Annotated in this window: 15 protein-coding genes and 1 tRNA gene; 13 read left to right on the top strand and 3 right to left on the bottom strand. The window is 43.9% G+C overall.

All coding sequences use genetic code 11. The features are described 5' to 3' along the window. The 6 genes from IE163_RS14790 to IE163_RS14765 all read left to right on the top strand — a co-directional run. A partial coding sequence (locus tag IE163_RS14790) for a transposase (protein WP_189433760.1) occupies positions 1 to 162 on the top strand: 162 nt, incomplete at its 5' end. Between the two features lie 146 nt (positions 163 to 308). Beyond that, complete coding sequence (locus IE163_RS14785) at positions 309 to 800, top strand: hypothetical protein (RefSeq protein WP_189433759.1); 492 nt, start codon at positions 309 to 311, stop codon at positions 798 to 800. Between the two features lie 127 nt (positions 801 to 927). Continuing rightward, complete coding sequence (locus IE163_RS18015) at positions 928 to 1,119, top strand: PLDc N-terminal domain-containing protein (protein WP_189433758.1); 192 nt, start codon at positions 928 to 930, stop codon at positions 1,117 to 1,119. 512 nt (positions 1,120 to 1,631) lie between these two features. After that, a complete protein-coding gene (locus tag IE163_RS14775) occupies positions 1,632 to 2,417 on the top strand; it encodes a GNAT family N-acetyltransferase (protein WP_189433757.1) in 786 nt (261 codons plus the stop codon). Between the two features lie 289 nt (positions 2,418 to 2,706). Beyond that, positions 2,707 to 3,672 carry a polysaccharide deacetylase family protein gene (locus tag IE163_RS14770; RefSeq protein ID WP_189433756.1) on the top strand — a complete coding sequence of 322 codons (966 nt, stop codon included), beginning with the start codon at positions 2,707 to 2,709 and terminating at the stop codon, positions 3,670 to 3,672. 133 nt (positions 3,673 to 3,805) lie between these two features. Next, the gene (locus IE163_RS14765) at positions 3,806 to 4,285 is read left to right on the top strand and encodes a GNAT family N-acetyltransferase (protein WP_229833590.1); all 480 of its coding nucleotides are present in this window, start codon (positions 3,806 to 3,808) and stop codon (positions 4,283 to 4,285) included. Between the two features lie 348 nt (positions 4,286 to 4,633). Here IE163_RS14765 and IE163_RS14760 read toward each other — a convergent pair whose 3' ends face one another. Both IE163_RS14760 and IE163_RS14755 read right to left on the bottom strand, forming a co-directional pair. Continuing rightward, positions 4,634 to 5,740, bottom strand: coding sequence for an alpha/beta hydrolase family protein (locus tag IE163_RS14760; RefSeq protein WP_189433755.1), 1,107 nt, complete (start codon positions 5,738 to 5,740; stop codon positions 4,634 to 4,636). A gap of 21 nt (positions 5,741 to 5,761) precedes the next feature. Beyond that, positions 5,762 to 6,406, bottom strand: coding sequence for a GlxA family transcriptional regulator (locus IE163_RS14755; RefSeq protein ID WP_189433754.1), 645 nt, complete (start codon positions 6,404 to 6,406; stop codon positions 5,762 to 5,764). Positions 6,407 to 6,525: 119 nt separating this feature from the next. Here IE163_RS14755 and IE163_RS14750 point away from each other — a divergent pair, with 119 nt between their 5' ends. Both IE163_RS14750 and IE163_RS14745 read left to right on the top strand, forming a co-directional pair. After that, on the top strand, positions 6,526 to 7,470 hold the full coding sequence (locus IE163_RS14750) for a GlxA family transcriptional regulator (RefSeq protein ID WP_189433753.1): 945 nt from the start codon (positions 6,526 to 6,528) through the stop codon (positions 7,468 to 7,470). Positions 7,471 to 7,559: 89 nt separating this feature from the next. Further along, positions 7,560 to 7,727, top strand: a complete 168-nt coding sequence (locus IE163_RS14745) for a hypothetical protein (RefSeq protein WP_189433752.1) — start codon at positions 7,560 to 7,562, stop codon at positions 7,725 to 7,727. A gap of 90 nt (positions 7,728 to 7,817) precedes the next feature. On the opposite strand, the gene IE163_RS14740 is transcribed toward IE163_RS14745, so the two are convergent. Next, a tRNA-Pro gene (locus IE163_RS14740) sits at positions 7,818 to 7,894 on the bottom strand. A 265-nt stretch (positions 7,895 to 8,159) separates the two neighbouring features. Between IE163_RS14740 and IE163_RS14735 the strand changes: the two genes are divergently transcribed. The 5 genes from IE163_RS14735 to IE163_RS14715 all read left to right on the top strand — a co-directional run bounded on the left by IE163_RS14735 (position 8,160) and on the right by IE163_RS14715 (position 11,952). Continuing rightward, complete coding sequence (locus tag IE163_RS14735) at positions 8,160 to 9,278, top strand: 1-acyl-sn-glycerol-3-phosphate acyltransferase (RefSeq protein WP_189433751.1); 1,119 nt, start codon at positions 8,160 to 8,162, stop codon at positions 9,276 to 9,278. Further along, a complete protein-coding gene (locus IE163_RS14730; protein ID WP_189433750.1) occupies positions 9,278 to 10,132 on the top strand; it encodes an EamA family transporter in 855 nt (284 codons plus the stop codon). The genes IE163_RS14735 and IE163_RS14730 overlap by 1 nt, the downstream gene beginning before the upstream one ends. A 2-nt stretch (positions 10,133 to 10,134) precedes the next feature. Continuing rightward, a complete protein-coding gene (locus IE163_RS14725; RefSeq protein ID WP_189433749.1) occupies positions 10,135 to 10,386 on the top strand; it encodes a DUF2960 domain-containing protein in 252 nt (83 codons plus the stop codon). Positions 10,387 to 10,488: 102 nt separating this feature from the next. Then, the gene (locus tag IE163_RS14720) at positions 10,489 to 11,616 is read left to right on the top strand and encodes a M14 family metallopeptidase (RefSeq protein ID WP_189433748.1); all 1,128 of its coding nucleotides are present in this window, start codon (positions 10,489 to 10,491) and stop codon (positions 11,614 to 11,616) included. A gap of 9 nt (positions 11,617 to 11,625) precedes the next feature. Then, positions 11,626 to 11,952, top strand: a complete 327-nt coding sequence (locus tag IE163_RS14715; RefSeq protein WP_189433747.1) for a zinc ribbon domain-containing protein — start codon at positions 11,626 to 11,628, stop codon at positions 11,950 to 11,952. The last annotated feature ends 1 nt before the right edge of the window (position 11,953 follow it).

The following is an 11,953-nucleotide window of genomic DNA, read 5'->3' as shown; positions in this document are numbered from 1 at the left end:
CACCGCATGTCGGTAGTAGAGCCGGTGTTTGGCAATATTGGCACCAACAAAGGGCTAAAACGGTTTAGTTTGCGCGGTAAAACCAAAGTACAAGGCCAATGGCAGTTGTTCTGTATGGTGCATAACTTAGAGAAAGTAAGCCGATATGGCAAAGTGGGGTAAAGCAAAGTGAAGAGTGGCCTAAACTCCGCTAATAGCGCGGCTATAAAAGCAAATTAACGTCAACATAAATCTTGTCTTGAAATTCCCACCAGAAACATGCAGAGTTGATAACAAATAATAAACAGAATGGCCGAGGTAGAAATGTTGTGCGCGCAACAGGTTTTTCTACAGGCTCGTTATGTGCTGGGAGTGATATGAATCGGATTTCTACATCTAACCCTTTCCACATGGCCTTCTCAGTGTTTTCTTTAGGTTTTTTATTTGTTTTAACATTGATTTTTATTTTGTCTGGGAATTTTGAGGACGCCCCATTTTTAACATTAATACCAATCCTGATGTTTATTTTTGGCTGCATTTTCTTCAAAAAAATTATTTGGTCAGCCGCTGATGATGTTCTTGATTATAATGATCATTTGCTTATAAAAAATGGTGCTGTTGAGCAAACTATTTTTTTAAAAGATATCTTATCCGTTGAGGGACGGCTGGGTTCTCCAGAGAGGATAATTATTAGTTTTAGAGATTCAAGAGGTGAAGTTATGAAAGTAATGTTTCACCCAAAGACGAGAATTTTTACGTTCTCAGTACATCCTGTTGTTTTGGATCTAAACAGGCGGCTTCGTGATGCGAAAAGCGTATAAAAAACGCCACCAAGACGCTGCTTTGCGGCTCGACTCGCAACAAGTTACTCGCGTTTGTGGCGGGCGTTAAATTAAAAGTAGTTTTGCGAAAAATTATAATTATTCAAAATAACTTAGGATTAATTTTATGATGGGCGGAATAAGTATTTGGCATTTATTATTAATAATGGTTTTGCCACTGATTCATGTAATTCTCTCAAGCCGTTCACACGGTGGTGCAAAATTAGGCTGGTCATTAGCGGTTGTATTTTTTCCGGTACTGGGGTACATCATTTACTTGATAGTGACTCAGCCTGCAAGGAAGACTGAACAGAGTTAATAAAATTTAACAAGGCCTGTCAGCATCGCTTCTTTTGGTCGCTGGACCTTTGCCGCTGCTGGCAGTAGTGGTGTGACTTTCCACGTCAAGCAGATTGAGTAAAATCCTACTCATTAAAGGCATAATCGCAGTTGCGCTTGCCAGGCGATATCGACGATTTCTTTACTCAGATGTTCCTGTCGTTTTTGTAGCTCGGTAGAGACCTTAGCGGCATAACAGATAACTGTATATCACCAGAGCACAGCACTAACGCTAATTTTATTGTGCCACCCTTGTCGGGTTTAATAGGCAACTTCCAAGAATTCTCTATGCGCATCTAAGCCGATAAAAGTTATGCTATTGTTAACCATACTGACCTCAAGTATTGTATCTTCAATAAATAGGGTGTGGCTTTGGTTGCGAAACTAACCGACCAACTTGGCGGTCAGCACCTTGTGGGGAATCATTATGTCTAGGCGGCATATCAGGCCGAGAACGCGTAACCGCAAATTCCAAAAACTAGGGAGAGATCTATGAACACAGCATCGAAACCACTGAGTGAGCCCGTCTTGCGCCGTCTTACCAATGACGCTGTTACTACGTTTCTCGGCGAGGCGGCACGCTATGAGGCGGTCGCTCGACCTGGCCTGCAATTGGCCTTGTGCAACGAAGCGGTTGCGGACATGAATATGTTAATTGTTGGTGCCGGCGCTGACCACGATCACTTCCGGGACATGTTGAATTTGTGCCTGGGGCGACAGCTTCCGTTTCTCGCTATTATCTTCCCCGAAGCCGACAAGGCACTCGACGGTATCGCAGCCGATCTAGGCCTGGCCTATGCGGTGGACTTCCCGTTTATGGTGCGTGATGACGTGCCACTCGAGCCGTCTGGCAACCCCGATGTTGAAGTCGTGTGCGCGTCTGGTACTGAGGACGCTGATGCAAGCGCGGATGTGTTGGTTTCAGCCTATAGTATGCCCAAGGACAGTGTACTTCGAGCCCTGCCCGCGTCCTTATTCGATTCGACAGGTGTTGATGTTTACGTCGCTCGTACCAATGGCGAGGCAGTGGGAAGCGTTACGTTGACTTATCACGGCGATACCTGCGGCATTTGGGCGATGGGGACGGATGCGTCACGCCAGCGTGGCGGGATCGGTCTTACGCTCCTGACTACAGCGATGGCGCAAGCACGCAATAACGGGATCCGGCGCTTTTTCCTCGGCGCAACGCCCGCAGGTTATCGTCTCTATGAGAAGCTAGGCTTCGAGACGGTTTGCACCGCCCGTGTTTGGGTATCCGGTGAAACCCACCAGGCCTAGCGGAGCGCTTTGCCGTCTGAAATCTTGCGAGCGTAAGACGAGACCTGAAATAGGAAGAGCCGGTGTACAAATTTCGCCAAAGAATTGTGATACCAAGCTAAGGTGATACCGCATAACAAATCAAGCCTGCATGAAGAGCTTATAATGCCTCTACTTGAGGCATTATAAGCAGTAAGAAAAATTATTAGAATTGAACCAGAACATAGAAAACTTATTACACATTGCATTCATGCCAAATGGTTCAAAATGCTATTTTTTTGTTAAAAACAAAGGGAAGTAAAAAATAGTCATGTTTATTATAAAGTTGCTTAATGTATCAATCATCGCTTGTCTAAACCTTGCCAGTGCTAGCGTTGACGTAAAGGCGCAGCATCCTAAGTATATCTCAATCACTTTTGATGATGTTCCCATCCATGGTGAATTTACTTTACCGGCGCAATCACTTAAAGAAATTAACCAACAACTCCTTGATACCCTCAAAAAATATGAGATAAAAGCAACGGGCTTTGTTAATGAAAGCCATCTTAAAAACAATCCAGAATTATTGCAGTCTCTGTTATCAGATTGGCACAAACATGGGCACACTCTTGGCAACCATACCTTTTCACATATTTCCTATCATCAAGCCGACTTAAACACCTATCTAGCGGACATTCAAAAGGGCGCGACAATAACGCAAACAGTGCTAGGCGAACAAAAGCAAAAATTTTTTCGCCCTCCTTATTTGCATGCTGGCGCCACTGATAATGCGCAACAGATGCTCGATAACGGTTTGGAAAAGCTAGGCCTCACGTTAGTTCCTGTGACGATGGAAAATGCAGATTACGTGTTTGATGCGCCCTATACCGTCCAGCTTAAAAATAAACACGTATCAGCGGTAAATATTTATAAGCAGTACCTGGCATTTACGGAGCGGAGATTAGATTTTTACGAAAGTGCCAGCGCCAAGATGTTTGAGCAGCCAGTGCCACACATATTAATGCTGCATGTTAATCAATTAAATGCCGATAGTTTAGACAGCATTCTGATGTCCTTGCAATCACGTGGTTATCAGTTTCAAAGCTTAGAGAAAACCTTACAACACCCGGTATACTCTCAGCCAACTCAAGCATTTAAATTTGGCATTCACTGGCTATTTCGCTGGGATAAATCTAACGAAAATAAAGTGAACTGGGCAACAGAGCCGGAGCCTTCTGCTGATGCGTTTGCTGAACATCAACAAGCCGTTACAACACTAAAAAGTGGCAAACTATAAGTTAAAATCTATGTCTATAAGTTCAAATAAACACATGAAAAACGGCTGTACCAGACATATTTCCGCTTTCACCTTTTTGCGTAGCAAAAAAGCCGCCATCAAAAGTTTGTTCGGTTAGCAGAGTGTTATGTGAATGTCTGAGTATTTAAATAAGATGAGATTAATCAAACCTTGCAAGACTCATATCGAAGATTTAATGAAATGGTTTTCTTGTGAACAAGAGCTTAGAGATTGGACTGGACCTAACTTCAGGTATCCTTATGATTTCGTTTCATTTAGTGCAGATCTTAATTTGGATTTATTGAAGGCATTCTCGCTAGTAGATGATAAATCTAATCTGTTAGCATTTGGTCAATATTATTTACGGTTGAATAGGTGTCATTTGGCTCGGCTGGTAGTAAGCCCCAATTTTCGAGGAAAAGGGATCGCCAAAGAATTAATAATGAGGCTTAGTGAATTAGGTACTACTGAATTAAAAGTTAATGCTTGTTCTCTATTTGTGCTCAAGCACAATAAATCTGCAATTAAAGCTTACGAAAAATTTGGGTTTTCAGAGAGTGACTATCCTGATAGGTTACCAATAGAAAATTGTATCTATATGATTAAATTGTAAATTAACATAACAAGGCCAGTCAGTAACGACCGCTGCATGCTGCGACGTCAATGGCTGAACACGCGTCGCCCATGTGTTTAAAATTGAGCTTTTTTGGGGATTATTGCTGAAAGCTTTGCCTATATTAATCTCTAATAACACCATGTTGTTAATTCAGTTGAGCAATGCCGCAAAGCCAGCTTTCTCTGGTTGGCTTTGCGGCTAGAGGGCCGCAGGGAAACGGCCCGGCGGTCGCTGCCAGTGCTATTGGAAGGCAGCCAGATCAGCGCCAATATTGATGTGGAACACGGTGCTATCAATAATCAGCGGCGCGACAGAACTGCACCCTGCCAGGTAATTCCTTGCCTGTTACAGTGAGTTGCTTTCAGCCATTTTACTGAGCTGATTTTCAAAAATGCGTTTTACAAAGTCTTCGACGGCCTCCTGGTAACCGGGTGATTGCTTGACTCTATTTGCAAACAGATTAGCCAGGCGCTCGTGTTCTAAATTGTTTGGATCTGCAAAAGGAAATGTCGCTACCGGACCCCGCAAGGATATGTATTCTTCTGGCAAGCCTGTCGTGCTGTGCCAAAACATATGATTACCGCCCGGTATTACTGTAAATTGTGCCTTGTTATTATGTTTCAAAAACGCTTGCATAAGCGGCAGGTTTTTATGATGAGGAACCATAGGATCATTGCCAGCATAGAGTACTAGTACCGGCTTGGTAAGCTTTTCCAGAGCAGGTTTAGGATCAAAGTTATAGATATGACATAAATAATGCACTTTATAAACAGGGCAAACATGCGTCAGCATATCAAGAAAGCGCTGTTGGCGTTTAGCTGCGGTGGTAGCCCTGATCGCACTTTTGCCTTTGCGGGTGTCTGACTCAACTTTATCTGTGTAGATCTGCTGGCGCACGATTTCAGCGGGCGCAGCTGCCAGAACCAATGCTTGCACGCGAGGATCATCCGCCATCAAAGGAGTGACATAAGCCCCCTGACTATGTGCGTAAATAACCACCTCCTGGCCATTAACATCATTGCGTGTATTTAACCAATCCAATGCAGCTACGACATTGCTGGCTCTGTTATAGAAGGTTTCGTTTTCCCAATTGCCGGTGGAAGGGGATACGCCTTTTTTTCCTAACGTTAATACGGCAATTCCCTGCGCCAGCAGTGATCTATGCAGAGGACTTTCCGCTGTTAAGATGCCATCGCGTGAACCTGATACAACCAGCATTACCGGAGCGCTTACAGAATTTGCTGGGCGCATAAAGGTTGACGCTATGAGGTGCGAACCAGAGGGGACAAAAACCTTTTGTAGAAAATAGGATTTGCCACTTTGTGGGTCAACTATAACTCTTCCATCATCTGGCCAAGTCTGTTGTGCCTTCAGAGAGTTTTGAGCACTACTACAGCCGATGACAAGGCATAATATGACTATTACAAAAATAAAAAGGTATATTTTTTTCATAACTGTTTTCCGTTTAATAGGTTATTCACGTGTTTCAAGGGATTGTTGTTGCCAGGCTTTACTCTGATGTTCGAGGTAATCACCTGTGCGTGTTGCTGCTTCTTCACCGCAAATTCTCGCGAGCAAATAAAGTGCAGCGTCAATGCCTGAGGTTAATCCTCCTGCACAAAGTATTTGGCCGTTATCAATAAAACGCTTTTCAGTGCTAAGTGAAATATTGGGAAATTCATCAGAAAATTTTTGCCAGAAATCATGATGAGTAGCTGCTGTGCGCCGAGCCAGTAAGCCGGCTCTGGCTAAGTGAAAAGCCCCTGTGCAGACAGACAAAATTACCGCCCCCGCAGTGGCTTGAGCAATCAACCATTCCTGACATGCGGTATCCATTTTTTGTGCAGGTACCACGACGATATCCGCACTGGGATGAAAGTCATTTATACTGAAATGTGCGTCGGCTCTAAAACCGCCACTCATAAGAAGCACACCTTTACAGGTAGAAATGGTGTGCAACTGAAAGCTAATGTTACCGCTGAACAAATTTGCATCCTGAAACACCTCCCAGGGACCTGCCGTATCCATTACATTGGTTGCATCACCGAGTAAAAAAAATACATTAAAAATATGGTTATCGTCATTAATACAATGGTTATCTAAAATGTCATTTTTCATCTGTTACCCTCCCGCTATCCAATGCTTAGACTAAACAAATAAAATGTTCATCTGTTAGGACAAAGCCGCGTCAATTTATGCCATTATCTGTGCATTAATGATTCAATAGAGCTGATCTAATGTTTCCACTACGAGCCACCCATAGGGTTGCGATGTTGATTTACCCAGATGCGCAAATTCTTGATATTGCCGGACCATTGGAGGTTTTTTCTCGAACCAGTCGTTGGTTACAACAACAGGGGCATTATCAGGGGCAGGCATACAGCATTGAATTGGTTGCTGAAAAATGCGGTTTGGTGACAACATCTGGCGGGATTTCTGTCTTTGCTAATGTGGATTGCACAACCGATATTCGTTGTGACACTGCATTGGTGGCAGGCGGAATAGGCTTTGTTGACGCAATGCAGCGACCATTAATACTCGATTGGCTGAAGCAACAATATCAACAATGTCAACGGATCGGATCTATATGTACAGGGGCTTTAGTCCTGGCTGCAGCGGGGCTACTTAATGGCAAGTCAGCGACAACCCACTGGGAGTATTTGAAACTTTTAGCCCGCAATACTACGAACTGCCAGATTGAAACTAATGTTTTGTATGTTCAAAGTGGCAATACTTTTACCTCGGCGGGTGTAACGGCAGGTATTGATATGGCGCTGTCTATGGTTGAGAGTGATTGGGGAAAATCTGTTGCGACAGCAGTCGCAGAGCAGCTTTTACTTGAGCGTAGAAGAAGGGCTACGCAACCGCAAAAAAGTCGCTATTTAGAAGTTGAAAAGCGCACTGACCGATTTGGTGAGCTTCAAATTTGGATCCTTGAGCATCTTAGCCGTAATCTTACGGTAAACGTACTTGCTCAGAGAATGGCAATGAGTCCAAGGCATTTTGCTCGGCAATTCAAAAAATACACGGGTATGACATCAGCAGATTATGTTGCGCAGGCGCGCTTAGATGAAGCCAAAAGATTAATGGCTGGCGGATTAACGCGCTTAAAAGATGTGGCAAGAGAAGCAGGCTTTAGTAGTGAGCAGCAACTAAGACGGGCTCTGCAGCGTGTAGACTAATACTTAACTAAGTGAGAGCTCGCCATATTGTTTTAGAGCACTTATTTTAACTCATTATTAGTAACGCGTTGAATTTTCAACTGAGGCATATGATGGATAGTGAAATTGTAGAACAAGCAGAGCATCGTAAATGGATAGAAGTCTGGGAAGCCTCTGTCAGGGCAATCCATACGGCTGTGCCGCTTAGCAAAGCACTAAGCTTTTTAGGCGCTGCATTTGAGATGTTGGTTTTGCTGATTATTTTGCTAGTCGTATAACCTGATAAATAGTAAATATCTATGCCATAGCGGGTTTTTGAGGTTATAAATTTTGAAAACAAAAAAGCCTGTTTTTAAACAGGCCTTAATTGGTCGGTACGAGAGGATTCGAACCTCCGACCCCTTCACCCCCAGCGAAGTGCGCTACCAAGCTGCGCTACGTACCGACGTAGGGCGTATCATAATGATTCTTGGACTAATTGCAATGCGCTTTTGTGCAACTGCAGGTTTTTTCAGCAAAGCACCGCGTATTTTTAAGATTTGTGGTGCTAACTACGATAAAGTTAAGTAAAAGCAGCGGCTAGAGGTTGAAAATAGCTGGGTTTATATATTTTTTTAACCAAGTTATTTTGTTATTCGGCGTAGCACTCTGGTTAAATCTTACTGAACGGGTAGAATAGTGCACCTGTTTACTTAGAGTGTTGTAAAAGCGTGACCGACGTTCAAACTGACCCATTTGCTGATATCCGGCCTTATCATGATAGCGAAGTGCAAGCGGCGATTCGCCGTTTAATTGCTGATCAAGAGTTTATTGACGCCATTTTGCATTATCGTTTTCCGCACCTGGCAGGCACTTTTGGCTGGGTATTATCACCTGCTGTTAAGTTTTTTTTAAAACGTAAATGGGCCAAGCTAAGAACGGTGGCGCAGGTCCAATTGCAGGTTGCTACTTTTATGGATCAAATGATTGCCAAGTCGACTGCTAAAGTCACTTATAGCGGTATTGAGCAGCTAGATCCGCATAAATCATATTTGTTTATCTCTAATCATCGTGACATTGCCATGGATCCAGCGCTGGTTAACTGGAGCTTGCATCAGCAGGGTTTTGATACGTTACGTATTGCCATTGGCGATAATTTGCTACGCAAAGCCTGTGCGACCGAGCTGATGAAGCTTAATAAAAGCTTTATCGTAAAGCGAGGCGCGAAAGGGCCGCGGGAAATGCTGAAAAACTTGTCGCAGCTATCGGGCTATATAAACCATTCGCTGGAAGAGGGGCAGTCTATTTGGATTGCCCAAAGAGAAGGCCGAGCAAAAGATGGCAATGACCAGACGGATCCGGCCATTTTAAAAATGTTTTTTATGGAAGGTAAAAAACGTGGTGAGAGCTTTAGCCAATATTTAGCAAGCTTACAGATTGTGCCGGTATGTTTATCTTATGAATTTGATCCTTGTGATAAAGATAAAGTGAATGAACTGTGGCATAAGCAACAACATGGCAATTATCAGAAAGGCGAATTTGAGGATATTGATACCATTATTAAAGGAATAGTGGGTTTTAAAGGTCGGGTTCATGTGGCTTTTGGTCAACCTCTTACTGATATTCCGGACGATGCCGACACACTGGCGGCACAGATTGATCAACAGATTTGGCAACAGTATCGTTTATTCCCCGTCAACTATTTAGCTGCAGGGCTAGCAGAGCAAGTGGTTGATGAGAAAAGCTACCAATGCTGGCAAGAAAAATTGGCTGCTTTGCCTTTGGAGGCTCAGCCACTTTTAACAAAAATGTATGCAGCACCTGTTGAGAAGCAGGCAAAAATAGCCTGATGCGTTATCTGATTGCTGTGACACTGTTATGGGCGTTTTCATTTAGCCTCATTGGCGTTTACTTAGCCGGGCAGGTTGATCCATACTTTGCCGTGCTAAGCCGGGTAGGTTTAGCGCTGTTGATATTTGTTCCTTTTTTACTGCGTTATCGCGGTACTGGTGCTGATGCGCTAATGCTGGCTTTGCTTGGTGCGGTGCAACTGGGTCTAATGTACATTTTTTATTACCAGTCGTTTTTATTGCTTAGTGTGCCTCAGGTATTGGTGTTTACCATCTTTACCCCCATTTACATTACACTGTTATACGATGCATTAAGTCGGCGTTTTAATGCGCGTTTTTTAACTGCTGCGCTGTTGGCGGTATTGGCTGCTGCGGTAATGCGAGATGGTATACCTGCACCAGATTATTGGCTGGGTTTTGCTATAGTGCAGGGTGCTAATTTGTGTTTTGCAGCGGGGCAGGTTGGCTACAAGAGGTTTATGGAACCCAAGCCATCTTACAGCGCGCAGCATACTCAGTTTGGTTGGTTTTATGTAGGGGCTTTAGCGGTGGCGCTGCCAGCGTGGTTGTTATTGGGCAGTGCGCAGTATCCGCAAGATACTACACAATGGTTGGTATTGCTGTGGTTGGGGCTGGTGGCTTCTGGTGGCGGCTATTTTTGGTGGAATAAAGGCGCTTCACAGGTATCCAGTGGTACCTTAGCAGTGATGAACAATGCGCTTATCCCAGCGGGTTTATTAGTTAACCTGTTGATTTGGAATAGAGACGCTGATTTGCTGCGACTGAGCGCTGGTATAGCAATTTTACTATTTTCGTTATGGCTGTGTCGTAACGCCTTGTTACAGGAGAAATAAGTTTGGCCAGGCAAGTAAGCTACAGCTTTAAAGGTAAGAAAAAGGTTATTGCATTTAGTTACGATCGCTTTCACGATTTGTTCGAAGCGGTTGCTGCTGCGGAGGGCATAGATTTAACCGCCTTTTTAGCGATGGAAAAGCAATTACTGCAAACCGCGAAAGATAAAGCAGCCGTAAAAAATTACCGCTTGCAGACATTCAGTAAAATGGGGTTTGCAGATATTGCCTTTGTGCGAGAGAATCCAGAAACTTAATTGATCGAAGCGGCTGAACCTGAGGGCTTGGCCTGGCCACAGCATCGCTATGGCGTAAAGTGGCCATTCGATTTAGTTGATATAACGAATAAAGAGATGTGTATGAAGATTACCAGCAATTTTGACAGCGGCAATATTGAAATTATTGAAGCAACAGATCCAACCAATATCCAGTTAGCTATCCGCAAAGACAATCAGTCAGACTTTTATCAGTGGTTTCATTTTCGTTTAAACAGCACCCATGCTCAGGTACACAAAATTCATATCGTTAATGCTGGCCAATCGGCTTACCCCGATGGCTGGAAAGAATATCATGCGGTCGCTTCTTACGATCGACAAACCTGGTTTCGGGTAGAAAGTGAGTACGATGGTAAGACTTTAACGATTACTCATTACCCGGAAGCTGAATCGGTTTATTTTGCTTATTTTGCGCCATATAGCTACGAGCGTCATCAGGACCTGTTGCATCAGGCCCAGAATGACTACAACTGCCAGTTGGTTGAACTAGGTGAAACCTTAGACGGCCGCGATATGACTATGCTGGTAGTCGGTGAGCCAGATGAAAGTAAAAAGAAGGTTTGGATTATTGCCAGACAACATCCCGGTGAAACAATGGCTGAATGGTACGTTGAAGGTCTACTGGATCGGCTGTTAGATGAAGACGACGGTGTAGCCCGTGCCTTACTAAGCAAAGCAGTATTTTATATAGTGCCGAATATGAACCCAGACGGCAGTGTGCGCGGTCATTTACGTACCAATGCTGCTGGTGTTAACCTGAATCGTGAATGGCAAAACCCCAGCATGGAAAAAAGCCCGGAAGTTTTTTTGGTTCGGCAAAAAATGTTAGAAGTTGGTTTGGATATGCTACTGGACGTGCATGGTGATGAAAACCTACCGTACAACTTTGTGGCAGGCTCTGAAGGTGTGCCTTCTTACAATACTAAAATGCAGCAACTCGAAGAGGCGTTCAAAGCGGCCATGTTGTTGGTGACGCCTGAGTTTCAAACGGAATTTGGTTACAAGCGTGACGAGCCGGGCAAAGCAAATTTAACCGTGGCATCAAATTGGGTTGCAGAACAGTTTAAATGTTTGGCTTATACCTTAGAGATGCCGTTTAAAGATAATGCCAATTTACCTGACGAGGCCTTTGGTTGGTCAGATGTGCGCTCAATGAAATTAGGTCAGGATTCGCTTACCGCTATTCTGGCAGTAGTAGACGACTTACGTTAGGACTTTAGCATGGCTATTATTTCGTGCCCGGTATGTGAGCACCGGATCTCTAATAAGGCAACTGAATGCCCAAAATGTAAAACCGACCTTACCGCGGCGACGCCAGAGAAGCTGGCGGCAAAGCACAGAGATAAGATGTTACGTCAGTCGCAATCATTGATGAATCAATCTATGTTGGCGTTGCTGTTATTCTTAGCCGGTTTTGGTATTTTGTATTGGTGGCAACCAGAGAACGGTAGTTATAACGAATATGTGTCGACGGCGGCTATTGCTTTAGGTTTCTGTTGGTATGTGGTATGTCGGGCCCGGATAATTTGGTTAAAGCGAAAAAAATAGT

The organism is Alishewanella longhuensis, assembly GCF_014653435.1.
GTDB classification, from domain to species: Bacteria; Pseudomonadota; Gammaproteobacteria; order Enterobacterales; family Alteromonadaceae; genus Alishewanella; species Alishewanella longhuensis.
The sequence above is the reverse complement of the archived record's forward strand: the minus strand, read 5'-3'. Positions and strand labels throughout refer to the sequence as shown.